This is a genomic window from Micromonospora sp. NBRC 110038 (assembly GCF_020884815.1).
GTDB lineage: Bacteria > Actinomycetota > Actinomycetes > Mycobacteriales > Micromonosporaceae > Micromonospora > Micromonospora haikouensis.
In genome coordinates, this window is the sequence record NZ_BBOL01000009.1 from 383,857 (window position 1) to 409,809 (window position 25,953).

21 protein-coding genes and 3 pseudogenes are annotated in these 25,953 nt (G+C 72.2%); 13 read left to right on the forward strand and 11 right to left on the reverse strand.

What is annotated here, in order from left to right; all coding sequences use genetic code 11:
• Positions 1–4: 4 nt before the first annotated feature.
• Together LPU61_RS27275 and LPU61_RS27280 are read left to right on the forward strand one after the other, a co-directional pair.
• Positions 5–613, forward strand: coding sequence for a TetR/AcrR family transcriptional regulator (locus LPU61_RS27275; RefSeq protein ID WP_043961664.1), 609 nt, complete (start codon positions 5–7; stop codon positions 611–613).
• A 307-nt stretch (positions 614–920) separates the two neighbouring features.
• Complete coding sequence (locus LPU61_RS27280) at positions 921–2,096, forward strand: metallophosphoesterase (RefSeq protein ID WP_043961665.1); 1,176 nt, start codon at positions 921–923, stop codon at positions 2,094–2,096.
• A gap of 354 nt (positions 2,097–2,450) precedes the next feature.
• On the opposite strand, the gene LPU61_RS27285 is transcribed toward LPU61_RS27280, so the two are convergent.
• Positions 2,451–2,594, reverse strand: a complete 144-nt coding sequence (locus LPU61_RS27285) for a hypothetical protein (RefSeq protein WP_229406579.1) — start codon at positions 2,592–2,594, stop codon at positions 2,451–2,453.
• Between LPU61_RS27285 and LPU61_RS27290 the strand changes: the two genes are divergently transcribed.
• Positions 2,593–3,297 (forward strand): pentapeptide repeat-containing protein, encoded by a 705-nt coding sequence (locus LPU61_RS27290; protein WP_229406580.1) that lies wholly within the window; start codon positions 2,593–2,595, stop codon positions 3,295–3,297. The genes LPU61_RS27285 and LPU61_RS27290 overlap by 2 nt on opposite strands.
• A 154-nt stretch (positions 3,298–3,451) precedes the next feature.
• On the opposite strand, the gene LPU61_RS27295 is transcribed toward LPU61_RS27290, so the two are convergent.
• Positions 3,452–4,711, reverse strand: a complete 1,260-nt coding sequence (locus tag LPU61_RS27295) for a barstar family protein (RefSeq protein ID WP_229406581.1) — start codon at positions 4,709–4,711, stop codon at positions 3,452–3,454.
• Positions 4,712–5,052: 341 nt separating this feature from the next.
• Between LPU61_RS27295 and LPU61_RS27300 the strand changes: the two genes are divergently transcribed.
• From LPU61_RS27300 to LPU61_RS27310, 3 genes are all read left to right on the forward strand, one after another.
• Positions 5,053–6,054 (forward strand): NAD(P)-dependent oxidoreductase, encoded by a 1,002-nt coding sequence (locus LPU61_RS27300; RefSeq protein WP_229406582.1) that lies wholly within the window; start codon positions 5,053–5,055, stop codon positions 6,052–6,054.
• A gap of 40 nt (positions 6,055–6,094) precedes the next feature.
• A complete protein-coding gene (locus LPU61_RS27305; protein ID WP_229406583.1) occupies positions 6,095–6,919 on the forward strand; it encodes an enoyl-CoA hydratase/isomerase family protein in 825 nt (274 codons plus the stop codon).
• A 77-nt stretch (positions 6,920–6,996) separates the two neighbouring features.
• On the forward strand, positions 6,997–7,602 hold the full coding sequence (locus LPU61_RS27310) for a TetR/AcrR family transcriptional regulator (protein WP_043961669.1): 606 nt from the start codon (positions 6,997–6,999) through the stop codon (positions 7,600–7,602).
• A 164-nt stretch (positions 7,603–7,766) separates the two neighbouring features.
• Here LPU61_RS27310 and LPU61_RS31775 read toward each other — a convergent pair.
• Positions 7,767–8,108, reverse strand: a pseudogene (locus LPU61_RS31775) (hypothetical protein); the annotation flags it as partial.
• 16 nt (positions 8,109–8,124) lie between these two features.
• On the opposite strand from LPU61_RS31775, the gene LPU61_RS27315 reads away from it, so the two are divergent.
• The gene (locus LPU61_RS27315; protein WP_308102615.1) at positions 8,125–8,577 is read left to right on the forward strand and encodes a DUF6671 family protein; all 453 of its coding nucleotides are present in this window, start codon (positions 8,125–8,127) and stop codon (positions 8,575–8,577) included.
• Positions 8,578–8,590: 13 nt separating this feature from the next.
• On the opposite strand, the gene LPU61_RS27320 is transcribed toward LPU61_RS27315, so the two are convergent.
• Positions 8,591–9,121, reverse strand: coding sequence for a carbonic anhydrase (locus LPU61_RS27320; protein ID WP_043961670.1), 531 nt, complete (start codon positions 9,119–9,121; stop codon positions 8,591–8,593).
• Between the two features lie 95 nt (positions 9,122–9,216).
• On the opposite strand from LPU61_RS27320, the gene LPU61_RS27325 reads away from it, so the two are divergent.
• The 3 genes and pseudogenes from LPU61_RS27325 to LPU61_RS27340 all read left to right on the forward strand — a co-directional run.
• Complete coding sequence (locus LPU61_RS27325) at positions 9,217–13,437, forward strand: putative inorganic carbon transporter subunit DabA (protein WP_229406585.1); 4,221 nt, start codon at positions 9,217–9,219, stop codon at positions 13,435–13,437.
• Positions 13,434–13,784: a DUF190 domain-containing protein gene (locus LPU61_RS27330; RefSeq protein ID WP_043961671.1), complete on the forward strand. Its 351-nt coding sequence runs from the start codon at positions 13,434–13,436 to the stop codon at positions 13,782–13,784. The genes LPU61_RS27325 and LPU61_RS27330 overlap by 4 nt, the downstream gene beginning before the upstream one ends.
• 440 nt (positions 13,785–14,224) lie before the next feature.
• Positions 14,225–14,686 (forward strand): annotated as a pseudogene (locus LPU61_RS27340) (transposase); the annotation flags it as partial.
• 572 nt (positions 14,687–15,258) lie between these two features.
• On the opposite strand, the pseudogene LPU61_RS31885 reads toward LPU61_RS27340, so the two are convergent.
• A pseudogene (locus LPU61_RS31885) lies at positions 15,259–15,387 on the reverse strand (IS3 family transposase); the annotation flags it as partial.
• A 99-nt stretch (positions 15,388–15,486) separates the two neighbouring features.
• Positions 15,487–15,771, reverse strand: a complete 285-nt coding sequence (locus LPU61_RS31890) for a DDE-type integrase/transposase/recombinase (RefSeq protein WP_374199718.1) — start codon at positions 15,769–15,771, stop codon at positions 15,487–15,489.
• Positions 15,772–15,989: 218 nt separating this feature from the next.
• On the opposite strand from LPU61_RS31890, the gene LPU61_RS27345 reads away from it, so the two are divergent.
• The 3 genes from LPU61_RS27345 to LPU61_RS27355 all read left to right on the forward strand — a co-directional run bounded on the left by LPU61_RS27345 (position 15,990) and on the right by LPU61_RS27355 (position 18,958).
• Entirely contained in the window at positions 15,990–17,195 is a 1,206-nt protein-coding gene (locus tag LPU61_RS27345; protein WP_043961673.1) for a glycosyltransferase, read from the forward strand.
• Positions 17,196–17,929: 734 nt separating this feature from the next.
• Positions 17,930–18,226, forward strand: coding sequence for a helix-turn-helix domain-containing protein (locus LPU61_RS27350; protein ID WP_043961674.1), 297 nt, complete (start codon positions 17,930–17,932; stop codon positions 18,224–18,226).
• A 237-nt stretch (positions 18,227–18,463) separates the two neighbouring features.
• On the forward strand, positions 18,464–18,958 hold the full coding sequence (locus LPU61_RS27355) for a sulfite exporter TauE/SafE family protein (RefSeq protein ID WP_229406586.1): 495 nt from the start codon (positions 18,464–18,466) through the stop codon (positions 18,956–18,958).
• 163 nt (positions 18,959–19,121) lie between these two features.
• On the opposite strand, the gene LPU61_RS27360 is transcribed toward LPU61_RS27355, so the two are convergent.
• Genes LPU61_RS27360 through LPU61_RS27380 form a run of 5 tightly spaced genes read right to left on the reverse strand, consistent with a single transcriptional unit; the run spans position 19,122 to position 25,936 of the window.
• Entirely contained in the window at positions 19,122–20,315 is a 1,194-nt protein-coding gene (locus tag LPU61_RS27360) for an ATP-grasp domain-containing protein (protein ID WP_043961675.1), read from the reverse strand.
• Positions 20,308–21,468: a hypothetical protein gene (locus tag LPU61_RS27365; protein ID WP_052503614.1), complete on the reverse strand. Its 1,161-nt coding sequence runs from the start codon at positions 21,466–21,468 to the stop codon at positions 20,308–20,310. Before LPU61_RS27365 ends, LPU61_RS27360 begins: the two co-directional genes overlap by 8 nt.
• A gap of 3 nt (positions 21,469–21,471) precedes the next feature.
• Entirely contained in the window at positions 21,472–21,864 is a 393-nt protein-coding gene (locus LPU61_RS27370) for a tautomerase family protein (RefSeq protein ID WP_043961676.1), read from the reverse strand.
• 35 nt (positions 21,865–21,899) lie between these two features.
• Positions 21,900–23,978, reverse strand: coding sequence for an AMP-binding protein (locus tag LPU61_RS27375; protein WP_229406587.1), 2,079 nt, complete (start codon positions 23,976–23,978; stop codon positions 21,900–21,902).
• Positions 23,975–25,936 (reverse strand): FAD/NAD(P)-binding protein, encoded by a 1,962-nt coding sequence (locus tag LPU61_RS27380; RefSeq protein ID WP_229406633.1) that lies wholly within the window; start codon positions 25,934–25,936, stop codon positions 23,975–23,977. Before LPU61_RS27380 ends, LPU61_RS27375 begins: the two co-directional genes overlap by 4 nt.
• Between the last annotated feature and the right edge of the window lie 17 nt (positions 25,937–25,953).

Below are 25,953 nucleotides of genomic sequence, written 5' to 3' on the forward strand. Positions count from 1 at the left end.
GCAGATGGCACGGGACGACGGGAGCACCGGCTCACGGGAACGGATCCTCGCGGCTGCGGCGGCGATGCTCGCGGAAGACTTGACTGCGCGGTTGAGCGTGCGTGCGGTCGCGGCACGGGCCGGGGTGAGCACGGGCTCGCTCAGGTTCCACTTTCCGACCCAGCGGGCGCTGCAGGACGCGGTGCTCGCCAGGATCTACGACCACGTCTTCCCCGATGACCCGATCCACGACCGGTCGCTACCCGCCCGGGATCGACTGGTCAACTGCCTCCGGCAGGTGCTCGCTCCCACCGGCGTCGGGAAGCAGGCGCGTGAGGCGTGGGGCAAGGCGTACCAGATGTTCATCGCACCCGAACCGACCGAGGAGGTACGCGCGGCGTATCTCGCCTTGGAGCGGGAAGGGGGGCGCCGTGTCGAGTACTGGCTGACTGTTCTCGCCGACGAAGGCGCGATCCCCCGGGAAGACCACGCACGCCGAGTAAGGTTTCTGCTCACCCTCCTCCAAGGGCTCTCCGTCGAACGAGCCCTGCCCGCCGAGGACTCGATCCTGAGGTCCGAAACCGAAACCCTCTACACGGCCGTGGACTGCGTCCTCGACGCCCCGCACACATGAGGCCTCCCGTGTCGATCCTCCGCATCCTGAGATGCGCCCCCGGCAACGTTCCCGAACTGGTCAGCTGTGGGCCGTCACTCGCGGACCAGCCCTGGTGGTAGCGCGTCCTCGTCGGGTTGGACCTGGCAGTAAACGATCAGGCGCAGGCTCTCTGCCCGGGCGTCGTACGCCATCCGCTGACGTACCCGAGTCGAGGCGCCCCCGGGTCGCGGATCGGCACCTACGGGCCGGATCCGTCCCGGTTCTCGGGCGTGGTCGATCCGGCCCGGATCGTGTCATGCTGCACGGACCCGACGGGAGGACGGCGATGGCTGCTGGCGATGCCGTACAGGTTCGGCCGACGCGAGGGTCGCTGCGACCGCTGGTGTCCGGGGCGACGCTGATCGCGGTCCTGGCGTTGCTGTTCGGGCTGCCATGGTGGACGTTGACGGTGGCGGCGCGGTGGCCGACGGCGGTGGTGGCCGCCGGCACGAGCGTGTTCGTCGTCGCGCTGGTCGCGTTCCCCGTTCTGATGTATCTCGGGCACGGCCGCCGGCGGCTGGACGCGGCGGCCCGCGCGGGGGACACACTGCTTGGCCTGGTGTGGATCCTGTTCGTCTGGGCGCTGATCGGCAATGTGGCCCGGCTCCCGCTGGCCGCGGCGGGGGTCGCCGATCCGGTGCGGTCCCGATACGTGGCGGCCGGTGCGGCGGTCGTCTCGGTCGTCCTGGCCGTCTGGGGCTACGCCGAGGCGATGCGGGTGCCCCGGGTCCGGCGGGTGGACGTCACCATCGACCGGCTGGGGGCCGGTCTCGACGGGGTGCGGGTGGTGCTGTTGACCGACACCCACTACGGCCCGATCGACCGGGCCCGCTGGTCCGCCCGCACGATCGAGGTGGTCAACGGCTTGGCCCCCGACATCGTCTGCCACACCGGCGACATCGCTGACGGAACGGTCGACCAGCGCCGGGAGCAGGCGGCGCCGCTGGGCACTGTGCAGGCCCGGCTGGCCCGGGTGTACGTGACGGGCAACCACGAGTACTACGGCCAGGCGCAGGGCTGGGTCGACCACATGCGGACACTCGGCTGGGAGCCCCTGCACAACCGGCACCTCGTGGTGGAGCGCGGTGGCGCCCGGCTCGTCGTCGCCGGGGTGGACGACGTGACCGCCGCCTCGTCCGGCGTCGCCGGTCACCGCGCCGACCACGCCGCGGCGCTCGCCGGCACCGACCCGCTGCTGCCCGTGCTGCTGCTGGCGCACCAGCCGAAGCAGATCGACGACGCGGTCGCGGCCGGCGTGGATCTGCAACTGTCCGGGCACACCCACGGCGGCCAGATGTGGCCCTTCCACTACCTGGTCCGGCTCGACCAGCCGGTCGTGCAGGGCCTCAGCCGGCACGGCCGGACCCAGCTCTACACGAGCCGGGGGACCGGTTTCTGGGGTCCGCCATTCCGGATCTTCGCGCCGAGCGAGATCACCCTGCTCACCCTCCGGGCGGGGTAGCCCGACCAGGCCGGCACCCACCTGACCATGGCCGGGATGCCCTCGGTCAACCCTGTTGGCTGTCCCCGGGCCTCGGGATCCATCCGCATGCAATCGACGGCAGTGGTGTGACCGACGATCCATGCCGAGAGTTGGCGCGCGATCGCCGCCGAAGTCGACCGCAAGCGAACGCCCATCGAGGCCCAGGCGGTGTGCGCGCCACACGGGACAGGCGTGCTCCGGATGGGACTCGGCGGTCGGCTCGAGGTGGGAGGCTCCACGGCCGACGGCCGCGTCGAGGTCGTGATCCGCGGCAACGACGAACACACCTCCGAACAACTCGGCCACTCCCACCACCACCCTCACCCGCGACACCTACCAGAGCGTTACGAGGAAGATGCGCCACGACGCCGCCGACGCCGTCGCCGAGAAGATCCGGCAGCGGCGGCCCAGGACCGCGTAGCCGCCCGCGTGCCGCCGTCGGCGGGTCTCCACCGGCTCGGCTAGCGTGCCCGGCATGGTCACGCGTTCGTCCGCTCGTGGTGCCGCCCGATGGCGGGCTCCGGCGGCACCGAAGCTGCCGGCGTCGGCGGACCTGACCGCCGCCGGGGACCTGACCATCGGGGACGAGGTGACGTTCGAGCGGCTGGGCCTGGGCGACCTCGACCTGTCCGGGCGCTCGGCGGACGGCGTCGAGTTCAGCCGGTGCCGCTTCACCCGCACCGACCTCAGCGGCAGCCGGCTGGAGGCGGCGCGGTTCGCCGACTGCGTGTTCGAGAGTACGAACCTGGCGAACCTGCGGGCGGAGAGGTCGTCGATGCTCCGGGTACGGGTGTCGACGGCGCGGATGACGGGCCTGCAGTGGGTCAACGGGACGCTGCGGGACGTCACGATCTCGGACAGCCGGCTCGACCTGTCGTCGTGGCGGTTCACCACCTTCACGAGCGTGGCGTTCGAGGGCTGCAACCTGACCCGGGCCGACTTCCAGAACGCGGACCTGCGCGGCGCCCGCTTCACCGACTGCGACCTGACCGGCGCGCAGTTCTCCCAGGCGAGCATGAGCGGTGCGCGTTTCGCCCGCTGTGACCTCACCGGGATCGGCGGCGTGACCAGCATGACCGGCGCGACACTCGCCCACCAGGACCTCATCGCCCTGTCGTACACCCTCGCCGCAGCGCTCGGTGTCCACATCGACAACCCCGACGAGGAGCGCACCCGCTGACCCGAAGCCGCCTCCCGTCTGCTGCCGGAAGGATGGCCGCGACATGAGCACACCCGGTCATGGAGGATTTGTGGCGGTGGCCTGCCACCGTGTGTCCCACCCTCTCGTCGGGCTCGGCTGGGTGACGCGGCGGTTGTCGGCGTCGACCTTCAGCTCACCGCAAGTCGATGTCGACCTGATGCTCCGTAAGCATGTCGAGCACGTACTCCATGGTGGTCGTCGGACTCAGTCGATGCCGGTCGTAGCCGGTAACGAGGTGTTCACGGGCGACGGCCGAGGCGTGCCACACCAGCCGGAACGGTGTCTGAGCACCGAACCTTCCGGATAGGCAGTCAACGAGGGCGTCGAGGTTCCACCCGAAGTATCCGCCCGGTCCGTTGATCGCCTCACCGATCGCGCAGTAGAACCCTTCGATGTCGGTCACGAAACGACCGTCGAGGTCGTACGTGACACCTGCCGGCCGGTCCGGCGCATCCGTTTGGTGGGCGAGAGCCACGCCGGCCCAGTGATGGCGTAACTCCCGGCCGTAGCCAGCCCACAGATTCCTCTCGGCGGGCCTTCCGTTATGCCAATGTGCCAGGATGCCGAGGATCCCCGCCGGCATCGGCTCACCCATGTCGCTGCGGACCGTCACGTCGAGGAGTCCGGCACCGATCCGCGACGGCTCGCCGGCATCGACCGTCCCGGACAGCATGGCACCGATGACCTGGCTGGCCGAGCCGTCGGCGGCGACCGCGTACACGTCGGCGCTGATCCGCCGGCGACGCAGACCGGTCTTGGTCGACTGGCCGAGCGCATTGAGCTTCGTCAGCAGGGGAGATTCCGGCCGGCAGCCGAGCAGCCGCACCTGCGTCACCATGGGCGCGGCCTGATCGCGGAACACTCCGGTGACGTTCCGACACGTGCCGTACGGCTCTCCGTCCGGGCCCTGCAGCACGAACTCGGTCACCTGCCCGGGACCAAGCACGGCTTCCGTGCGGTCGTGGACGCGGACGAAACCGCTGAGGTCGATGTCCACGGCTCCCGGCACGGTGGCGTTCGGGCGCTGCGCCAGCACGACGACGTCACCGAGATACTCGCCCCACCAGTACGGTGGCGGGGACGCTGTCACGAAGAGGCCGCCCAGCCAGGCATGCTCCGTGCCGAGCGCCTCGGCGGGCAGCCGATCGAGGAGGTCAGCAAGCGCGCCGACCGGCGTGCAGCCGACGAGCGTGAACCGCTCCCGAGGCCGTGGCGGCAGGTCCACGAACAGTCCTTCGATCTCCGCGCACAGCGCCAGCGGGACGTCGTCAGTCCAGGAGCCCTCAAGGTCGACGTCGCCCAGCAGCAGCCAACGCGGACCAACGGGATGCTCCCACGTCCACCGCCGCCACTCGGGCGGCAAGTCCGCCCCGGGACCGACGCTCGACGTCACGCCGAGACCCTACCCGCTGACAACGGCACGACAGGGGCCGCTGGAGCGGAAAGCTATGGATGAATCTCGATGAAGTGCGCGGTGGGTGCTCGCCAGCGGATGTCAACCGGGTCGCCCTGGTGGCTGCTTTCCTCGATGGGTTGTCTGCGTTCGAGGAGGCGTGAGTCGGCAACGGGCCATCCCGCTGATGACAAAGTCATCCCAAAGTGTTGACGGTGTCATCTCGATTGCTTACGCTGGCTGTGATGGCGCCGTCACCTTGAAGCGCCGAGGCCCTCGGTCTGCAGGGGTCGACATCCGCACGTATGCCATGGGCGTCACGCAATCGTCGAGGAGTGTCGATGAAAATCTTTCTCACGGGCGGATCGGGCTTCGCCGGAGGAGCAGTCCTCCGGCGGCTGGTCAACGACGGGCACACGGTGCACGCGCTCGCGCGGTCCGCGGCCGCCGTGGACGCGATCACATCGGCCGGCGGGCTCCCGGTCAGCGGTGACCTGTTGGACCTGGTCAAGCCCGGCAGCGGGCCTGCATGGCTACAGGTTCTCGGCGAGGTCGACGCCGTGGTGCACTCGGCAGCCTTCATGGCCTTCTGGGGACCCGACCAGGTTTTCGTCGACCGCAACCTGCTGCCGACCCGCGCCCTCTACCAGGCCGCCGTGGACGCGCAGGTCAAGCGATTCGTCTTGGTGTCCGCGGCCAGTGTCTCCACCGGCACCAATCGCGACCACACCATCGACGAGAACTCCGATACGGGCAAGGCGAACATCGCCTACAGCCGCGTGAAGCTCCGCACCGAGCAGGAACTGCTTGTCCTGCCGCACGGGAACACGTCCCTGGTCGTCATCCGGCCGCCGTTCCTGTGGGGCCAGGGCATGACCCACACCTTGCAGGGATTCATCGACTCCGTCGAAGCCGGCCGATTCTCCTGGATCGACGGAGGGCGGCACATGGTCGACTTCTGCCACGTCGACAACCTCGCCCACATCATCACGCTGGCACTCGACCGTGGGGATCACGGCTTGATCTGCTACGTCACCGACGGCAGCCCTCGCCCCGCCCGCGACTTCTTCACCCCTCTGCTGGCCACCCGCGGCGTCGACGTCAGCGCGGCCAACAGCGTTCCCCGGGCAGTCGCCTCACCTCTGGCCACGCTCATGCAGACCGCCGCGAAGGCGCGTCGCAGCGCCACCGCACCACCGCTCACCCCTTGGATCATCTCGTTCATGGGCCGCGACCGCGTCTACGACATCACCCGAGCACGACTTCGACTGGGCTATCAGCCGGCGATCACCGTGGAAGAAGGACTCCGGCAAATGGTGCAATCCCACACCATGGGCCGCTGAATCTCGCGTCTACGCCGCCCCACCAGCGGAAGGAATCTCCATGAAGCAGTTCACAGTGGGCGACCAGACGTCGACGGTGTGTCGAGTCACGTTCGCAAGTCCACCGTTCAACCTGATCGGCGCGGACACCGTGGCTGAACTGTCGGACATCGTCGACGGTCTGAGCGGCGAGGAACAGGTCAGCGTCGTCATCTTCGACAGCGCAACGCCGGGATACTTCTTCAACCACGTCGACAGCGACCAGATGCCGGCCATCGCGGACATGGCCGGCAGCGGGCCCCTGCCCGGGTTCGTCGAACTCGGCATGCGCCTGGCTGCCGCACCGTTCGTCAGCATCGCGTCGATCCGGGGACGCACCCGTGGCGGCGGCGCGGAGTACACCGCCGCCTTCGACCTGCGCTACGCCAGCCGGGAACAGGCGATCTTCTGCCAGCCCGAGGTCGGCTTCGGTCTGGTCCCCGGCGCCGGCGGCACCGAACGACTGACGCACCTCCTCGGCCGCGACCGGGCTTTGGAGGTACTCCTGACCGGCCGAGACTACGACGCGGACCGTGCCGCACAGTACGGCTGGGTCACCCGGGCGCTCCCCGACGCCGAACTCGACGACTTCGTCAACGCTGTGGCCCGGCGTATCGCCAGCTTCGACAAGCAAGCCATCACGGCGGTCAAGACCCAGGTGAACCGCTCCACCTTGCCGCCGGAGGAGAACCTGCTGGCGTCGTTCGTGGAGTCCGCCCGAGCCACCACGGGACCTGGCGTCGAGGCTCGACGGCGGGCCGCCGGCAAACTCATCGCCCAAATCGGGATGGACGACCTCGAACGAAACCTGGGCCACCACCTCGAGTCGTTGGCCGAACAGCCGTAGCACCCTCGGGGGCCGGTGGCCACAACCCTTCGCCTACGGTCGGCAAAGGCGTCCTAACCCGGCCATAGGATGAACGGATGATCCGGGCTGAAACCGCCGCCGCGACACGCCAGGCCCTGCTCGAAGCGGCGGCCGAGCTGCTTGACCAGGGCGGCCTCGAAGCCGTGACCCTCCGTGCCGTTGGAGCGCGGGCAGGGGTCACCCGTGGAGCCCCCTACCGGCACTTCCCGGACAAAGAACACCTCATGATCGCGGTCGGCAGCCATGCCTGGGACGAACTCGGTCAACGAATCGGCGCCATCCACCGAGACCCCAGCCTCACACCGGCCGCAAAGCTGCGGGCCCTCCTCGCCGCTTTCATCAATCTCGCCCGCCGCCAACCCCATCTCTACCGTCTGATGTTCAGCAGCCCCGCCAGCGATCCCACCGCGTTCGCCCGGGCTGCCCAGCCAACGCAGGACGAATCCCTTCAAGTGGTCGCCGCCGTGACCGGCGAACACCACGCCCGCCGATACGCCGCCCTACTCCTCGCCAGCGCCGACGGCATCGCCGGCATGGAACTCACCGGCCAGCTCGAAGGCGACAAATGGCACACCACCGCCGAAGAGCTGATCGACACCCTCGTCACCATGGTCGCCGCTCAAACCCGCGGAAGCGCCACGGAGGCGGCGGGCAGTTCCTGACACATTCCCTGAGCCTCTTCCAAGCTGACCTTGCAGGTCGGAGGGGGTGCGGCGGGCCCGGAGGTCGATGAGGGCGAGGCTCCGGGTAAGACAGCAGTCGACCGAGATCCGATGCTCCGACCGGGCGCCTCGCCTGGGCTGTCCCACCCCTCCGCGATCCCGCTGTTCAGGTCGTATTCGGCGTGCCCGGACCGGTCGAGGTGACGCGGAAGGGCGTGCCTTCGGTCGGGCCGTGCAGTTCGGCGAGGGTTTCGGCCACGACGTGGGGCTTCCGGTCGCCGTAGGGGCTGGTAGTCCGCCGGCGGTTGGGGTGACGTCCTGCGCCGGTTGAGGTTGGTCGCCCGCCGGACTTCCGGTCGGAGTGCCTGACGGATCGTCTCCCGGCTGTACCCGGTGACGCGCTGCAGATCCACCGGCCGCCAGCCGGCGGCGTGAAACGCCCGTAGCTGCTCGTCCCGCTCGGTCAATGCCTGCGCCCGCGTCGCCAACCACGGGGAGCTGGTCACCGCCGACCGGAGCGCGCTGCTCGGCTTCGCCCGCACGATCGGGCTGCCCGGGCACGCGGTGACGGTCCGACCCGCAGCCGTGCCGGACGGTGCCTCGTACCCGGTGGTGAAGGGGATCGTCCGGGTGCCGGAACTGCTGGCGGCGGTGGCCGGCGCGGTCGAGGCGGGCACGGACGGACGCGTCAGGGTGGCGGCGGACCTGCGGGCCCACCACAATCCGCGCCGGATGGCGGTGATCGCCGAGGCGGCGGGCCGGTTGGCCGAACGGTTGGCCATCCCCTGCCCGGCCTGCGGAGCGCCCGGCTTCGGCGTGGCCGGGGTCGAGACCGGCCTGCCGTGCGCCGACTGTCGCACCCCGACCGAGCTGGCCGCCGGGCGGATCCTCGGCTGCACGCTGTGCGGGCACCGGCTGACCAGCCCGGCGGAGGCGCCGGCGGACCCGCGGTGGTGCCCGCGCTGCAACCCCTGAATCGACCCGCCGGTCAGGGGATCCCCGCGGCGCGGCGGCTCGGCGGCCGGGACCGGGCCGGCCGGCGTACGGGTGCCGGCTCGTTGCGCCGGACCGACCTGACCAGCTGTCGGTTCTCGTCCCACGTCATGCCGTGGATCGCGCACCGGCCGGACCGGACGGCCGCGTCGAGCAGCGGGGACCGGTGGCGCAGGGCGGCGACCACGGCGCGTACCCGGCCGTCGCCGTTGCCGCAGGCCAGTCGACAGGACTGGTGACCGAGGACGACCAGCAGCGGCAGGTGCAACTGGGTGACCGCGTACTCCAGGCTGCCGAGCACGGCCGGGCCGACGCTCAGTCCGGCCGTGCGCACGGTGAACAGCTCGCTGCCGCCGAACAGCATCCCGGGCTCGGGCTGCGGGTCGGCGCAGGCGAGGACCGCCGCGAGCGGTCCGGACCCCGGTGCCGGTGGGTGGCCGGCGCGGAAGCGCGCGTGGCCCGCGCGCAGGGCGGCGAGGGTGGCGCCAGGGTCGGGTGTGCGGTCGGGGGGATCGGGGACGTTCATCGCCGCTCCTGCATCGTCAGCCGACTTGTCGTACGCCTCACGATACACGAATTACAAATCGTGTTCTACAGTGCGTGTATTAGAGGGAGGTGGCGATGTCCGTCGCACTGGCCACAGGAGTTCTGTTCGCGACCGCGTCCGCAGCGGTCTGCGCACTGGTCGTACCGGATTCGCGGCGGGCTGCCCGCGCGGCCGGGCTGCTGCTCGCCCTGGCCGCCGTCGCGGCCACCGGGTTGCTCGTCAGCGTCGCCACCGGAGCCGTCGCCGCCGGGGTGGCGGCCCGCCCGGAGATCGCCGGCGTGCCGTTCGGCATCGGGGTACGAGTCGACCGCTTCGATGCGCTCTTCATGCTGCTGGTCAGCGGCATCGCCGCCGTGGTCGCCGGCTACGCCCGGCGCTACCTCGACGGCGAGCCGGGAATGGCCGGCTTCCAGGCCCGGGTCGCCGGCGCGGCGGTGGCCACCCTGGTGATGGCCACCGCACCCAGCCTGGTGCAGTTCGCGGCCGGCTGGATCGGCGCCGGCTGGCTCCTTGTCGGGCTGATCGGCTACCACCGTGACCAGCACCGCGTCCGCGCCGCCGTCCGCCGGATCCGGCGGCTGTTCCTTCTCGGCGACCTCGCCCTGGTGGCCGGCTTCGCCCTGCTGGCGACGGCCGCCCGCAGCGCCGACCTGGCCGACGTGCGGGCCGTCGCCGGCGACGCCCCCGGCTGGCTGCTGGCGATCGCCGGCGGTTTGCTGCTGGTGGCCGGCATGGTCCGCTCCGCCCAGGTGCCGGTGCACGGCTGGCTGCCGAGCACCCTGGACGCACCCACCCCGGTCTCGGCCTTCCTGCACGCCGGGATGGTGAACGTGGCCGGTTTCCTGATGATCACGTTCGCGCCGGTCGTCGTCGCCGCGCCCGGGGTGCTCCCGGCGGCCCTGCTGGTGGGGCTGGTCACCGCCGCCGCCGGCACGCTGTTCGCCGCGGTACGCACCGATGTCAAGGGCGCCCTGGCCCGCTCCACCGTCGCGCAGATGGGCTTCATGCTGGCCCAGTGCGGGCTGGGCGCCTTCGGGCTGGCCGCCGTGCACCTGGTCGGGCATGGCGTCTACAAGGCGTACGCGTTCCTCTCCGCCGGCGGGACCGTGCAGGCCCGATCGCAGGCGGCCGAGGCGCCACAGCCGGTCGGCCCCGCCCCCCGCCAGCGCATGATCGTGGCCACCGCCGTCCTGGTCGCCGTCCTCGGGCTCACCGAGACCCTGCTCGGCGCCACGGCGACCGGGCTGCTCACCGCAGCCCTCGCCGGCGCCGCCGGGATCGCCGCCCTGCGGGCCGCCCTGGCCGACCGCCGGCTGCCGGCCCGGACCGCAGCGGCCGTCACCGGCGCGGTGGTCGCCCTGGCCGGGGGCTACCTGGTCGCCGGGCGGGCGGCCACCGACTGGCTGGCCCTGCCCTCGGCGGTGACGCCGGGCGCCGTGGCAAGTGCGGCGGCGGTGCTGGCCGCCGTCACCCTGCTCTGCGTGGTCGTCCGGCGCCGCCGGGCCGCAGGGCTGTGGTGGTGGGCGTGGCGGGACGGCCGGCTGCCGACTCGCCGCCCGGCCCTCCCGGCCCGGGCGGCCGAAGCGGTGAGCGGACCGGGGCTGGCCGGGGCCGGCCCGTCCGACGCCGCGCGCGCCGCCGCCGCCGTGACCGTCGCCGCCGACCACGTCGCCGCGACCTGGCCGCTGGACAGCTTCATCGCCGTCAACCCGCTCGCCGGCCTGGAGCGCACGCCGTTCGAGGCGGCCACCGCCCGGCTGCGCGAGCTCGGCGGGGTACGCACCCACCTGCCGGCCGCGCAGTGGCGGCAGCGGCTCCGCGACGGTGAGATCGGCGAGGCGGACCTGGCCGCCGCGCTGGCCACCCTGCCGGCGGCGACCGCGACCGGTGCGGTGCCGCTCGACGGCCGGCTGGTCGACGGCGCCGAGCTGCGGATGCTGGTGCTGCGCCACCCGGTGCTGGACGGGCCGCTGCCCCAAGCCGACCTGCTCGACGCGGCCCGGCGCCGCCTCGCCACCCGACCCACCGGCACCCCGTCGCCCCCCGACCTGGTGGGCGAGCGCACCCTCGCCGAGCTGCTCGACGACGCCCTGGGCACCCGGATCGGGGCCGACGTCGACGACCTGGTGGCCGGCTGGTGCGCCGCGCACTGCGGTCGGCCGGCCGCGTCCTGGCCGGTCCCCGGCACCGAGGAGCAGGGTTGCTGGTCGCGGTGGCGGCAGGTCGCGGCGGCTGACCGGTCCGGCGTCCCCGGCCTGGGCGACCTGGTCGACGCCCTGCCCGCCGCCCCGGAGCGGGCCCTCGCCGTTCTGCTGCGCGCCCTCGGCGTGCCGGCGGAGCGGTGGGCGGCCTACCTGTCCCGGTCGCTGCTGCGGCTGCCCGGCTGGGCCGGCTACGCCCGCTGGTCCCAGGGCCACCCGGGCCAGCGGCCCGCACTGACCGTCACCGACCTGCTCGCCGTACGCCTCGGCTACGAGCTCACCCTGGGTGGCGCCGCCGCCCGGCGGCGGCTCGGGGTCGGCCCGGCCGTCGACCTGGTCGCCGCGGCGACGCGTGCCCCGGTGGCGGTCGAACCGGACGCCGCCGACGCCGCCGCGCTGGCCCGGCTGGCGGCGCTGCTCGGCCTGGACGCCGCCACCGTGGCCGCCCTCCCGCAGGACGTCCTGTCGGCGCTGCACGACACGCTGACCGAGCTGTCCCCGCAGCGGCAGGCGGAGGTCTGGCTGGCCGCCGCCGAACACGCCTACCGGCGGCGGCTGCGGCACCGCCTCAGCCGCGCCGGGTCCGCCCCGGCATCGCCGGGCGCGCCGCTGGCCCAGGCGGTGTTCTGCATCGACGTGCGCAGCGAGGGGCTGCGCCGGCACCTGGAGGCGGCCGGACCGGTGTGGACCTTCGGCTTCGCCGGCTTCTTCGGCCTGCCGGTCCGCACCCTGGCCGACGGCGCCCGCCGCGGCCGGGACCGCTGCCCAGTGCTGATGGCGCCGGTCGCCACGGTCACCGAACCGTCGGCCGGCACCGAACCCCGACGGGTACGGCAGGCCTGGCGACGGGCGTTCGGCGGGGCCAAGGCCAGCCCGGCCGGCGCGTTCGCCTTCGTCGAGGTGGCCGGGTTGCTCGCCACCGCCGCCCTGCTGCTGCGGCTGGCGACACCCCGCCGACTGGCCCCCGCGGTCGAGGACACCGCGGCCACCACGGCCGAGCTGGACGCCGCGCTGACCCTGGACGAGCAGGTCTACTACGCCGAGGCGACCCTGCGCACGATCGGCCTCACCGCCGACTTCGCCCCGCTGCTGCTGCTCTGCGGCCACGGCGCGACCAGCAGCAACAACCCGTACGCCGCCGCCATCGACTGTGGCGCCTGCGGCGGCAACCGTGGTGGGGTCAGCGCCCGCCTCGCCGCCACCCTGCTCAACAACCCCCGGGTACGCGCGGCGCTCACCGCCCGGGGCATCGAGATCCCCGACCACACGCTGGTCCTGGCCGGCGAACACGACACCGTCACCGACGAGGTACGCCTGCTCGACGCGGACGCCGTCCCGGCCACCCACCGGCCGGTCGTCGACGCGCTGTCGACCTACCTTGCGGGTGCGAGCGCCGGGCTGCGGGCCGAACGGGCCACCCGGCTGCCTGACCGCCCCGGCCCGACCCGGCTGCCCGGCCGGGCGCTGGACTGGGCGCAGGTCCGGCCGGAGTGGGCGCTCGCCGGTAATGCCGCCTTCGTCGCCGCGCCCCGGGACCGTACCGCCGGACTCGACCTCGGCTGCCGGACGTTCCTGCACTCGTACGACTGGTCCACCGACCCTGACGCCGCCGCGCTGGAGGCGATCATGACCGGGCCGCTGGTGGTCGCCGCCTGGATCAATCTCCAGTACTACTTCTCCAGCGTGGAGCCGCAGCGGCTCGGCGCGGGCACCAAGACCGTGCACACCGTGCTCGGCGACGGGCTGGGCGTCCTCTCCGGCACCGGCGGCGACCTGCGTACCGGCCTGCCCTGGCAGTCCGTCGGCGCCGGCGAGGAGCTGGTCCACGAGCCACTGCGCCTGCTCGGCGTGGTGTACGCCCCGACCGCACTGGTGGACGCCGTGCTGAACCGCAATCCCGCCCTGCGCCAGCTGGTCGACGGCAGCTGGATCTCGCTGACCGTCCGCGACCCGCACGGCGACCGCTGGTGGGAACCCGGACCGGCGGGCACCTGGCAGGCCGTGCCCGCGTTCCCCGCCACCCGTCCCCGGACCGTCGAGCCGGTCCAGGTCCGATCCACGTCCCCCATCGCAGAGAAGGAGCCGACCGCATGAACGAGCTGGGACTGACCCGCATGGTCAAGGTCGAGGTGGTGACCCGCGCCGACGACGCCGACGCCGTCCGGACGCTGCTGCACGCCTCCGGCGTCAGCGGCTGGACCAGCCTCAGCGGCGTCTCCGGCTTCGGCCACCACGGCACCCACGAGGGCCGGTTGCTCTTCAACGACCGGGCCGGGCTGGTGATGGTCATCGTCGTGCTGCCGTACGACCGGGCCACCGCCGTCGTGACCGGCCTGCGCGACATCCTCGCCCACCGTCCGGGCGTCATGTTCGTCAGCGAGGCCTGGGTGAGCCGGCCCGACTACTTCGGCGCCGCCGAGCCGGCCGGTACGGCGGGCTGACCCGCATCCGGCCCGGTGGCGGGGAGCCGCCCGCCACCGGGCCGGATCAGGGCCGCGGCGACCCAGCCGGCCGCTGATTACGGTGCCGCAAGAGCCTGGGCCTCGGCGGCCATCCGGGCTGGCCGTGCGGTGCACCGCAGATAGGCCGTGGAGTCGGCGCGGGTGACCGGACAGACGTCGAACTGGTGGTGCGGGTTCGGCTCCGGCAGGTGGGCGCTGCTCGTGATCAGTACGACGTGGTGGCCATGCCCTGAGATCGACGTAGAGCCGGCCGTCGGGCAGGTGCGGACCAGCGCGGCGCGCCGCCCGCCACGCTGGCCGGTGGCCGGCTCGGCTTCGTCAAGCTGACCCCGGCGCACCTGTCGCTGCTCGCCGACGTCGCCAAGCCGCAGGCACTGGCCGCGGTGCCGCGGGTGGTCGTCGGCGGTGAGGCGCTGACCTACGCCGGCCTCGCCCCAGTGACCCGACGATCCGGCAGCAGCATCCGCGGCGAACACCCACCTCGCGGAGGCAACAAGCAGCTCAAACGGGCCTTCTTCCTCGCCGCGTTCGCCGCCCTCGCCGACCCGGGGGAGATCGTCACAAGTCTGCCCGGCATCGGCACCACCCTCGCCGCCGAGTTCCTCGCCCACGCCAGGACCCTCACCACCTACGCCAGCCCCGCGGCACTTGCCGCCCACGCCGGCCTCGCCCCGATCTCCCGTGATTCCGGACGACGGCAGGGCCACCAGATCCGACCCCACCGCTACCATCGCGGCCTGCGCCGGGTGTTCAGTATGTCCAGCTTCGCCGCCCTGTCCGGACAACGCCTCAGCGTCCTCTGGGCCTGCATCCGCGACAAGACCCCCTACCAGCCCAGACAACCAAGATTAGCTGAGCTGGCGCTGTGCGAAGTCGCGTAGAGACTCCGCCAGCGGATGCCAGCCCGGGTCAACCGACGCCAACGCGGGTCACCACAGCCGATCGTGGTCGCAAACGGGGGTTTCGTGTGCTCGAGCTGTGGTCCTGGGCTGGGTGAACGGGGGTCCGGGTGCCGTGGGTGGACGTGGGCCACTCCCTGCCACCCCAGGTGAACCCCCAGGTCGCGAGACTAGGCCCTCGCGTCCCCGTAGCTCAGGGGATAGAGCGTCGGTTTCCTAAGGCGGTGCTCTATCTGTTTCCGCAGGGCAATGACCTGCGGGTATCTATTACTTCTCTATTTCAGTGGGGTCGCGCTCGGGCAATGTTGTGCCCGCTTGCTGAAGATCAGTAGAGCGGACGTAAGCACTGCTCAAGCTGTCCTCCGATCGTTTCGATCTGTCTTTTCTGGGTCTAGCGAAGTTGCCGCGCCGTGTCAGTTTACGGTGCCGTGAGAGCCCGGCCAGCAGCGTGGCTAGTTTGGCCGCGCGTGCTGGGTGGTGATGACCGGCCCAGAGCACTCGTCCGATGAGGCATCGAGCTTCTCCCGGTTTCCCGGACGGCTTCCGTGTGGTGGTCAGGCCGCGGCCATGACCGGGGTGTGCTGTCGTTCGTAGTCGATCGGGACCAGGTTGCCAAGACTTGAGTGGCGTCGGCGCGGGTTGTGCCATGTATCGATCCACTCGAAGATGGCGTTCGCCAGCTCCTGGCGGGTAGCCCCACGGCTGACGTTCGAGCAGTTCCAGCTGCATCGAGCCGAAGAACGACTCGGCCATGCTGTTGTCGTAGCAGTCGCTGATGGAGCTCATTGAGCCGAGCAGCCCCGCCGAGCGGAGTCACTGCCCAAGGCCCCAGCCGGTGTATTGGCTGCAGTGGCCGGAGTGGACCACGGTTTGTCCCTCGGTGGGGCGGCCTCGCCAGCGGGCCATATCCAGGGCGTCGATGACCAGCTCCGAGCACAGTGGTCGGCGCTCGACCAGCCCACGACCCGGCGGGCAAACACGTCCAGCACGACCCCGCAGTACACCCAGCCGGCCTGGGTGCGTTGCTGGGTGATGTCGGTGACCCATAACGCGTTCGGCTTGAACATCAGCCGGTGCCGCGCACTGTCACGCCCATGATCATCGCAGGGCCGGTCCTGGCGACAGGGGGAGCCGCGGCAAGGAGGAGCGCAACAAAAACGGCAAGGAGTCGCATCCCCTTGCCATAACTAACATATACCGCACCCGGGGGCTTGCGGCAAGGCCCGGGGGTGGGCGCAGAATCGCTGTCCGTAACTGGAATCCGCGTGGAGATGGGGGTTGCGACATGCGGGTATTGCTGTCGACATTCGGTGGCCGTGGCGATGTCGAGCCGCTGGTCGGGCTGGCGATCGCGCTGCGGGAGGCGGGCGCGGGCGTGCGGGTGTGCGCCCCGCCGGACTGCGCCGAGCGGCTGGACCAGTTCGGGGTGGAGTTGGTGCCGATCGGCCAGTCGGTGCGCGAGATGGTGCACGGGCCGGCCCCGACCAGGGTGCCGGACGTGCCGCGCAAGGCCGCCGAGCTAATGGCCGAGCAGTTCGCCGAGCTCCCAGCGGCCGCCGAGGGCTCCGATGTCATGGTGGCGACGGGCCTGTTCCCGGTCACGGCGAGCGTGCAGTCGGTGGCGGAGCGGCTGGGCATCCGCTATGTCTACGCCGCGTACTGTCCGATCTTCCTGCCGTCGCCCGCCCACCGCCCGCAGTCAGCGCCGACCCGGCCGCTGCCGCCGGACGTCACGGACTGGAAGGAGCTCGACGCGCTGGCGATCGAGGGCTACAACGCGGTCTTCGGCGCCGCCCTCAACCGTGAACGGGCGGCGATCGGCCTGTCGCCGGTCGACAACGTCCGCGACCACGTCTTCACCGCGGACCCGTGGCTGGCCGCGGACCCGACCCTGGCCCCGTGGCCAGCCGACGCCGCAAACCCCGTCGACGTGGTGCAGACCGGCGCCTGGATGGTCCCCGACCCGCGTCCGCTCGACCCCGGTCTGAAGGCATTCCTCGACGCCGGCGACCCGCCCGTGTACGTCGGCTTCGGCAGCATGCCCGCACCGCAGCACGCCGCGGAGGTCGCCCTGGCCGCGATCCGCGCCCATGGCCGTCGCGCCGTCGTCTCCCGCGGCTGGGCTGGCCTGACCCCGTCCGCCAGCGCAGACGATGTCCGCGTGGTCGCCGAGGTCAACCACCGGGCGCTGTTCCGGCGCTGCGCCGCCGTCGTGCACCATGGCGGCGCCGGCACCACGACGACGGCCGCGTTGACGGGCGCACCCCAGGTGTTGATTCCGCAGATGGCTGATCAGCCGTACTTCGCCGCCCGCGTCGCTGCCCTGGGCATCGGCGCCGCCCACTCCGGCCCGTCTCCGACCGTCGAGTCCCTGGCAGCCGCCCTCGGGCAGGCCCTGTCGCCCGAGACCCGGTCCCGCGCCGCCGCGACGGCCGCCACCATCCGCCCGGACGGCGCCGCGGTGGCCGCGAACCTCATCCTCGACCTCTGACGCCCGCACCAGTCCACTTCTGACGGCGCCGACGCGCCTGTTGCAGGCGCGTCGGCGGGACGTGCTGAATCGCTGACGGCCGCATCCGCTGGATCGCGTCGTTTCCCGACCGGCGGAAACTGTCTCGCGTCGACCGCGACTTCCTGATGGCCGGCGGACAGGAAATCTAGGCTTCGGAGCCTAGACATCTTCGGCAGCGTGGCATACTGTTCTTCGAGTCGAGGGGAAAGATCCGTCAAGACGCAGACGGGCCGTCCGGCCGTGAGGTCACGACGGGCGGCGAGGAGAGGGACAAGCTTCACCGTTCCCTCCCGAGAAGCAGTAGGCAGTAGGAGCACGTCAGCCCCGGCGGAACGCACGCCGGGGTGCAGGTGGGGCCAGGGTTCTCTTCGGGGCTCCAGCTGATGTCCACCGCACGTGTCGGGGCCATGAAGTCGCGTGGGCTCCGGCGCCGGTGGACCGTACGACCGCAAGGTGAGAGACGCAGAGGAAAGGGAGGGCCGTACACCGTTGGATCGCCCGCCGGCAGCCGTCATGCCAGGCTCGGCGGACACCGCAGTTTCCATCGAACGAGAGGTGGTCTCCGGTCACGCATACGCGATCCTCGCACCCGAAGCCGGCGTTGACGGCTGGTGCGGATACGACAAGCCGACGTTCCTGTCGGCAGATGGTGTTCTGACCCGTAACCCTGGGCCCCGGCGCGTCAGCGCCGGGGCCCTCGACGTGGAGGTGACATGGGGCAGAACCCCGATGACATGTTCGGCGATGAGAACTACCCGGCCTACACCATCGGCCAGGCCGCGGAGATGCTCGGCACCACGCAGGACTTCCTGCGCCGCCTGGACGAGGCGAAATTGATCAACCCGCACCGCTCCAGCGGCGGCCACCGCCGCTACTCCCGCTACCAGCTGCGCCTGGCCGCCCGGGCCCGCGAAATGGTCGACCAGGGCACCGCCCTGGAGGCCGCCTGCCGGATCATCATCCTGGAGGACCAACTTGAGGAAGCCCTCCGGCAGAACGAAAAGCAGTAGCGGGGGCCGCGGCCCGAGTAGGCCCATGCCAGGCTGAGATGGCCTGGGGGAACGGCTGCACCGAGTGCCGTTATTCCGCCGCGATAGGGCCGGCGTACCGTCGCGCCGTACGTGCCGGATCCCACGCCGTACGTGGCGCCGGTCCGAGGCGAGGGGAGCATTCCGCAATGGGCTCCGTGATCTCTCTCCCGGCCCGTCGGTTCGGCACCGGAGCAACCCCCACCCCCGGGGGCCTGAATGAACGGCGACGTTCTCGGCACGCTCGCGGCGGCGTCAGCAGCGGCGTTCGCGTTGGCCTGGCTGTCTGCCGTCGCCGGATTCGGCGGCGGGGTCCTGCTGCTGCCCATGTTCACCGCCCTGTTCGGGCTGCGGGTGGCGGTGCCGATGCTGACCCTCACCCAGCTGTCCAGCAACGGCGCCCGGGTGTGGTTCAACCGGCGGGACCTGAACTGGCCGCTCGTAGGCTGGTTCACCCTCGGGGCGGTGCCGTGCGCCGTCGTCGGAGCTCTCCTGTTCGCCCACGCTCCACTGGAACCACTCAAGCGGACCCTCGGCGTGTTCCTCATCGCCGTTGTCCTGTGGCGCCGGATCAACCCCCATCCCCGACGCCCCGCCGACCGCACCTTCACCGGGGTGGGCGCGGCATCCGGGCTCGGATCGGCGCGCTGGTCGTCGGTGAGGTCGATGTTCCAACGGATCAGCAGGGGTTCGTCCCGGGGCACTTTGAGGTAGGTATCGAAGGTCAGGTCGGTCGAGCCGCCCTCTCCGGACGCTGAGGCCGACCACGCCGTCGGCGCAATGGGTGACCCGACCGGTTACCCGCCGACCGGCGGCGGTGGGGTCGGCGCGGCAGCGCCTCAGCCGGTGGCGGGCGCAGGGGCGGGAGCGGCGATGGTCAGCCGGTGACCACCGTCAGTTCCCGCAGCATCGCCTCGGCCCGTTCGCTCGACTCCTCGAGCAGGGCGCCCCGGGCGACGACGAAGGCGATGTGGTCCATGTTGTCGCGGGCCTCTCGCAGCTCGCTCCCGATGGGTGTCATCAGTCGGGTCTCCACCGCGCCGGCCATCCGCCTCGCCCGCTCGACGCCGTCGAGCCGCAGCAGCCGGCCCTTCCTGCTGCAGAGGAAGCGCATCGCCTCGTGGTGCCGCCACCGCAGGCGCACGTCGGGCCGGCCGCCCAACGCCATCTCCAGGGCCGCCCGGTACGGATCGAAGCCGGACGCGTGCCAGATCATGTCCATGATCACGTCGCCGGGCGTCCGGGCGTTGATCTCGATGACCACCGGCCCTCGTTCGGTCAGGATCAGCTCGGAGTTGCTGAAGCAGCGGTCGACGCCCAGGGCGGTCAGCCCGGTACGCACAGCCGCCTCGGCGGCGTCCGCGTCGGCGTGCCGGAAGGGCAGGGCGTGGCCGCGCACGATCGGATAGTCGCCCGGCACCACCTCCTTGCGTACCTGGCAGAGGACCGTCGTCTCGCCGTCGCAGGTGAGCGACTCGACGCTGATCTCCTGCCCGGTGACCCGCTCCTCCACGAGCACCGGCGAGTCCGGCCGCAGCCGCCTCTCCCAGGCCCTCGCGGCGACGACCTCGAGCGCGGCGGGCGAGGCGGCCATCCCGACGCCGATGCTGCCGGCCTGGTCGACCGGCTTGACGCAGACCGGGAACCCGAAGTCGTGCGCCGCCTCGCGCACCTCCGCCAGGGAGGGACACACCCGAAACCGGGGTTGCGGCACCCCGGCAGCGCGCAGCGCGGAGCGCTGGAGGCTCTTGATGGTGGCGGCTGCGGCGGCGTCCCGGCTCATGAAGGGCACGGCGAACTCGGCGGCGAGGTCGGCCGCGAGGATCATGCACTCGTCGAAGAAGGTCATGATGCCGCTGGGCACCTCGCCGTCGAGGAGATCGGCGACCGCGGCGCGTACCTGCCGTTCGTCGAACAGGTCCGCCACGCTGCGGTAGTCGTCGGCCAGCCGCAGGTGGGGAGCGTCGACGAAGTCCACCAGGAGCAGCCGTACGCCGCTGCGGAGCAGGGTCCGGATGGCGAACTCCCGATTCTCCACGAACCCCAGCACGAGCAGCCGCTGGTCAGGCATCGACCGTCGCCTCCTTCCCGCCCACGGGCAGGAGCACGCCGTCGCGCAGCACGTGCACGACCGTCACCTGCCGCCCCTCGCCGGGCGGCCCGTCCGGCCCGGCCGGAACGACGCCGTCGCGTACCTCGAAGATCGTGACGTCGGCCGGGGCGCCGGGGCGCCACGGGGTGGCCCAGTGCGGATCCCCGAGGGCTCGGGCGCAGTTCGTCGTGACGGACGCGACGACGCGCTCCAGCGGCATCCCCATCGTGAGGAACACGGACATCAGCTCCGGCAGGGTGGGCACCCACTCGCCCGGCCCCGTCCGGTAGGCGTCCGTGCTGAGGGTGTCCGGCCAGAAGCCCGCGTCGGCCGCCCGGCGGGCGGTCTCCGCGCAGAAGAGCGTGCCAGCGTGTCCCACGTCGAAGAGGACGCCCCGCTCACGTGCCTCCACGAACCACGGTTGCGGTCGTCCGCCGCTGGTCAGGAGGCCTTGGGCGCCGCCGTGCAGGGCGTGCGTGACGATGTCCCCCGGGCGCAGCCGCTCAAAGATTCGCGCGACCGGCACCGGCGGGTCCGTGACGTGCACCATCAGCGGCAGCCCGGCGCGCCCGGCGGCGTCGAGGCCCCGGCTCAGCACCCCCATCGGCGGCGCCTGGACCCGCGGGGTCAGCCGCACCTTGAAGCCCACGACCTCGTTGGGGAACTCCGCCGCCCGGCGTACCGCCCCGGCTACGTCCGCCAGGCTCAGGTCGTGCAGCTCGCCGACGCCCGAGGCCAGGGTCTGCAACCCGATGCTGCACACGTGCAGGAACGCGAGCACTCTGGTACGCGCCTGCGCCATCTCCAGGGCGCGGAAGGCGGGAAAGTTCGCCCAACCGGTGGTCCCCGCATCGACGACGGTGGTCACGCCGACATCGACGCCGAACGGGTCGGGTTCGGTGGCGATCGGGGACCCGCTGGCGAAGTAGTGGCCGTGCAGGTCGACGAAGCCTGGAGCCACGAACCGCCCGCCGAGGTCGATCCGGCTGCCGGCGTCCGCGCCCAAGCCGGGGCCGACGGCGGCGATCCGACCGGTCCGGACGGCGACGTCACCGGCGTACGTGGTCCCCGCCTGGGGGTCGACGATCCGGCCGCCGGTGAGCACGAGGTCGTACGGCGCAAGTTGCTCCACGGTCTACCGGCCCGGCTCGACGAGTTGGGCGACGCCCTCACCGAAGGACCAGTCGCAGAGCTCGTTCTCGACGATTGTGATCAGGACGTTGCGGGGTTCGACGGCGGCGCGTTCCGCGGCGAGTTCGACGACGCGGCGGTACAGCGCCCGCTTCTGCTCCACGCTGCGACCGCCGCGCATCGTGATCCGCACGAAGACCACGTCGTCGTCGCGGCGGATGCCGAGGTAGCCGGCGTCGTAGCGCAGCATCCCATCGTCGTTGCGGCGGAGCACCTGGAACAGGTCGTCGGCGGGTACGTCGACCGTCTCGGTCATGGCCTGGTGGACGGCGTCGCCCAGGGCCTGGAGCGTCTTCGGGTCACATCGTTGCAACACATTGATCTCTACGAGTGGCATGTTGGGATCCTTCCGGCCGATGGCGTGGTGGTGGGTTACTGGTCGACGGGTCGGGTCGGTCCCTGTCGGACGACCAGGAGCGTGCAGCCCTCGCGCGAGTCGACCCGGTGCACGCTGTGTGGCTTCTCGACGATCACGTCGCCGGGCCGGTAGCTGTCACCGTTGTCGTTGTGCAGCTCGCCGTCGATCACGAACATGAGTTCGTAGTCAAGGTGCTCGTGCAGGTCGCCGTGGGCGCCGGGGCGGAACCGGACGAGGAAGGCTGTCGCCGCCCCGGCCGGGCCGTCGCAGCGGTAGAGATGGTGGATTTCGGCACCGGCGCGGCCCGGCTGGATCCACTCCTGCCAGGGCACCGCGTCGCGCCCGTCCGGGGTCATCAGCCCTCGCAGCACGGTGACGTCCCGGCTCTGCGGGACGGGGGGACGGCTCGTCGTCTCGGGCATGTCGCTCCTTTCAACAGGGGACGGCTCGGCCCTCGGCACCCGTAGGTCCGACCGGCGGACCTTTCCCGAGGCGGTACGCGGCAGGCCGCGACTGAAGCTCACGGAGTGCACGCGCGCCTCGGGCGGCATCCGGCCCGCGACGTACGCGACGAGTGCCCGCTCCAGCTCCGCCGTGGCGCGAGCGGGCCGGGCCAGCTCCACCACGGCGTGCGCGACGGTCTCCTCGTCCGGCAGCCGCCGGGGCACGACGGCGGCATCGGCTACCTCGGGATGCGCGCGCAGCACCGCCTCCAACTCGTACGGCGACACCCGGTGCCCGAACGACTTGAAGACGTCGTCCCGCCGGCCCAGGATCCGTATCCAGCCATCCGGGCTGCGCTCGGCGAGGTCGCCGGTGCGATACTCACGCCCCGGCGTCGCCGGTCCGGGTGGTACGCATCCGGGTGCGACGCCGACGGGGTCGTCGGTCAGGTCGACGCACACCTCACCCTGGCCGGCCGTGCCGCCGTCGGAGCCCCGCAGCCGGATGTGGTACCCGGGTAGGGGCCTGCCGAGCCAGCCGGGCCGGGGACGCAGGCCCGGCGTGGTCCCGACCAGTCCGGTGGTCTCCGTCTGCCCGTACCCGTCGCGGACGCGGACCCCCCAGGCGGCGCGCACGGCGGCGGCGACGCGCTCGTCAAGGGGTTCACCCGCACTGAGCGCCTCGCGTAGCGCCGGCGATCCGGTGTCGAGCGCGGGCAGCATCGCCCGCCACGTGCTCGGTGACGCGCAGAGCGTCGTGACGCGGTGGCGCGCCATCAGGCGGGGGAGCCGCGTGGGTGGGCACCCCGACGGTGGCACCACGATCGACGCCTCGGCGTTCCAAGGCACGAAGAAGCTGCTCCACGCGTGTTTCGCCCAGCCCGGCGCGGACACGTTGAGGTGCCGGTCGCCCGGCATCAGCCCTGACCAGTACATGCCGGAGAGATGGCCGACGGGGTAGCTGACGTGGGTGTGGGCCACCAGCTTCGGCAGCGAGGTGGTGCCGGAGGTGAAATAACAGAAGGCGGTGGCGTCGGCCAGGGTGGGTTCGGTCGGCAGGTAGGGGCCGGCGACGGCGAGGCTGTCCCGGTAGTCGTGCCAGCCCGGGGGCGGCGCGCCCACCGCGATCCTCGTCCGCAGGCCGGGGCCGGGCGGAAAGAGCCGGGTCAGGTCCGACTCGCAGACGACGTGGCGCACCGCGCCCCGGGCGACGCGGTCGCGGGCGTCCGCCGGGCCGAGCGTGACGTTGACCGGGATGACGACCGCGCCCGTCTTCAGGCAGGCGAGGATCGTCTCCCACAGCTGCGGCCGAGGACCCAGGGCGACGAGCACGCGCTCCCCACGGCGTACGCCGAGATGGGTGAGCCAGCACGCGACGGCGTCGGACCTCGCGGCCAGGTCCGCGAAGCCGATCTCGTCGGCGGATTCCTCGTTGGTGGGCAGCACCAACGCCGGGGCGTCGTTTCCGGCGGCGATCACGTCGAACCACTCGAGTGCCCAGTTGAAGTGCGGCAACCGGGGCCAACGGAACTCCTCGTACGCCCGGTCGTAGTCCGTGCGGTGCCGCAGCAGCAGGTCGCGGGCGGCCCGGAACCGCTGGTGCGCCCGGGTGCGCCGCAGGCGCCAGTACGCCTCGTCCGGACCCGTCACGACTGCGCCACCTCGTCAACGGCGCGGCGCGGCGCCCCCGGCTCGTTCCCGGCCGTCGGCACCAGCGCGGGCGCGGCCAGCCCGGCCAGGATGTCGGCAGCGATCGCGTCGGCGTCCCGAGTGAACTGGGTCCAGTGGCCTGGTCGACCGCTGCCGACCTGGGTGAACCAGCGCGTGTGCTCGGTGGGGATGCCGAGGACGTAGAGGCCCCGCTCGGCACCGCCGTCGGCCCGCACCGGGTGGTACGGGGCCTCGGTCACGGCGACCCCGCCGGTGTCGAAGACCGAGCCGCCGGACCGGTTCGCGTAGCAGGTCAACAGCCCCGATGCCCGCAGCCGGGTGGTCAGGGCGGCGACGTCGGTACGCAGGTCCGCCTGGGGGATCCGGGCGTCCACCAGCGTGTCGAGCTTCACCCGGCTGCCGGCGACCTGGGGCGACCAGGCCACGAAACGGCCCGTCGCCACGTCGGTGTCGAAGCGGGCCCGCGGCCCGAGCACCCGCAACAGCCCGCAGTCGACGAGCGCGCCGACCTGCCGCAGCCGGACCAGCGGCGGCCCGGCGGCCAGGAACGAACTCAGCGGGGTGAACCAGTCCAGGAAGTCCCGCTGGTGCGACTGCGGCGTCAGCCCGGAGAAGTCGACGGCGGCCCGAAGTACGTGCCGAACGTCGCGGAGCACGTCGCAGGCGGCCTTGCGTGGCCCGTCGACGTTGCCGGCCAGCGCCTCGGCGATGTCGGCCCGGAGGAATTCCGTCAGCGCGGCGCGGAAGCCGGCGCGGTCGCCGAACGACCGGTCGCCGAACGGCTCCCGCCAGGCGGTGAGGTCGAGCGGCGGCAGGTCGGTGACGCCGAAGGCCGCCGCCAGCCGCTCGACGGCCTCCCGCGACGGGGGGTCGTCGGTCGAGGCGAGCAGCTGCGCGGCGAAGCGCTCCGCGACGTCCCCGCCGAACCGCCGGCGCACCTCGGCGGCGTAGTACACCAGCCGCATCTCGGCCAGCACCAGCGGCAGCACGTCCCGGCGGAAGTCGAGTAGGCCGTCCCGGCGCATTCTCTCGACACGCTGCACGGTGCAGATCCGGCTCGGGTAGGAGAAGTCGGGAGGCTTCTGGTTGTGGCCCCGAGCCGGCAGGGGGGCGCCGCTGCGAGAGCCGGCGACCAGGAGGGGTTCGTCCCCGCTCGGCTGGTAGCGCAGCGTGCCATCCGCCTCAGTGGCGAAGCTGCCGCCCCGGCCGACGGTGAGGGCCGCCATCACGTCGTAGAACGACAGTCCGAGCCCGATCACTCCGACCGTCGACCCCGCGGGCAGCGCGTCGAGCGGCATATCCGCTGCCGAGTCGCCGCGTACGTACCGCAGCCCCGGGTGGCGACGGGCGAAGGTGGCGAATCTCCGCTGCTCGGGGTCGAGCAACGGACGCGGGTGCCCGGTGGCCAGCACGACCCGGTCCGCGCTCAGTCGGTGGCCGTCCGCCGTGGTGAGCACGTACCCGCCGTGGCCGGTGGTCAGGTCGGTGACCTCGGCGCCCAGGCGGCGCAGGGCAACCCCGGCCGGCAGGTCGCGCTCGACGGCGTCCAGCAGGAACCGCAGGTACCGGCCATAGAGCGCTCGGGGCGCGTACCCGTCGCCCGAAGCGGCCGGGTCGACCCGCCCCCACCACTGGGCCAGGGTCGGGCCGGCGCCGGGCCTGGCCGGGCCGTCGTCCGCCGCCCCCGAGAACATGGTCACCTCGTCGGCGACGGTGTTCATGACGAACCATGGCGGCTGGTCGGTGCGCCAGACGCGACCGCAGCCGACCTCGCGCCGGTCGACGAGCCAGACGTCCACCGGCCGCCGGGGCGGGTCCGCCGCGAAGCGGGCGGCGAGACGTTCGAGCACCGCGAGGCCCCGTGGCCCGCTGCCCACGATCGCCACCGTGTACGGGCCCCGGCCCGGCGGCACCGCCGGAGAGGCGACCGCGTCCACCGTGGGCGTACGTGGCG

Excerpts from the sequence above, each read along its gene's own strand:
- LPU61_RS27360 (WP_043961675.1), bottom strand. The coding sequence starts at position 20,315 with ATGCCTGACCAGCGGCTGCTCGTGCTGGGGTTCGTGGAGAATCGGGAG.
- LPU61_RS27310 (WP_043961669.1), top strand. The coding sequence starts at position 6,997 with ATGATCCGGGCTGAAACCGCCGCCGCGACACGCCAGGCCCTGCTCGAA.
- LPU61_RS27280 (WP_043961665.1), top strand. The coding sequence starts at position 921 with ATGGCTGCTGGCGATGCCGTACAGGTTCGGCCGACGCGAGGGTCGCTG.
- LPU61_RS27275 (WP_043961664.1), top strand. The coding sequence starts at position 5 with ATGGCACGGGACGACGGGAGCACCGGCTCACGGGAACGGATCCTCGCG.
- LPU61_RS27345 (WP_043961673.1), top strand. The coding sequence starts at position 15,990 with ATGCGGGTATTGCTGTCGACATTCGGTGGCCGTGGCGATGTCGAGCCG.
- LPU61_RS27350 (WP_043961674.1), top strand. The coding sequence starts at position 17,930 with ATGGGGCAGAACCCCGATGACATGTTCGGCGATGAGAACTACCCGGCC.
- LPU61_RS27325 (WP_229406585.1), top strand. The coding sequence starts at position 9,217 with ATGTCCGTCGCACTGGCCACAGGAGTTCTGTTCGCGACCGCGTCCGCA.
- LPU61_RS27285 (WP_229406579.1), bottom strand. The coding sequence starts at position 2,594 with ATGCCGGGCACGCTAGCCGAGCCGGTGGAGACCCGCCGACGGCGGCAC.
- LPU61_RS27290 (WP_229406580.1), top strand. The coding sequence starts at position 2,593 with ATGGTCACGCGTTCGTCCGCTCGTGGTGCCGCCCGATGGCGGGCTCCG.
- LPU61_RS27330 (WP_043961671.1), top strand. The coding sequence starts at position 13,434 with ATGAACGAGCTGGGACTGACCCGCATGGTCAAGGTCGAGGTGGTGACC.
- LPU61_RS31890 (WP_374199718.1), bottom strand. The coding sequence starts at position 15,771 with ATGTTCAAGCCGAACGCGTTATGGGTCACCGACATCACCCAGCAACGC.
- LPU61_RS27355 (WP_229406586.1), top strand. The coding sequence starts at position 18,464 with ATGAACGGCGACGTTCTCGGCACGCTCGCGGCGGCGTCAGCAGCGGCG.
- LPU61_RS27300 (WP_229406582.1), top strand. The coding sequence starts at position 5,053 with ATGAAAATCTTTCTCACGGGCGGATCGGGCTTCGCCGGAGGAGCAGTC.
- LPU61_RS27305 (WP_229406583.1), top strand. The coding sequence starts at position 6,095 with ATGAAGCAGTTCACAGTGGGCGACCAGACGTCGACGGTGTGTCGAGTC.
- LPU61_RS27320 (WP_043961670.1), bottom strand. The coding sequence starts at position 9,121 with ATGAACGTCCCCGATCCCCCCGACCGCACACCCGACCCTGGCGCCACC.
- LPU61_RS27370 (WP_043961676.1), bottom strand. The coding sequence starts at position 21,864 with ATGCCACTCGTAGAGATCAATGTGTTGCAACGATGTGACCCGAAGACG.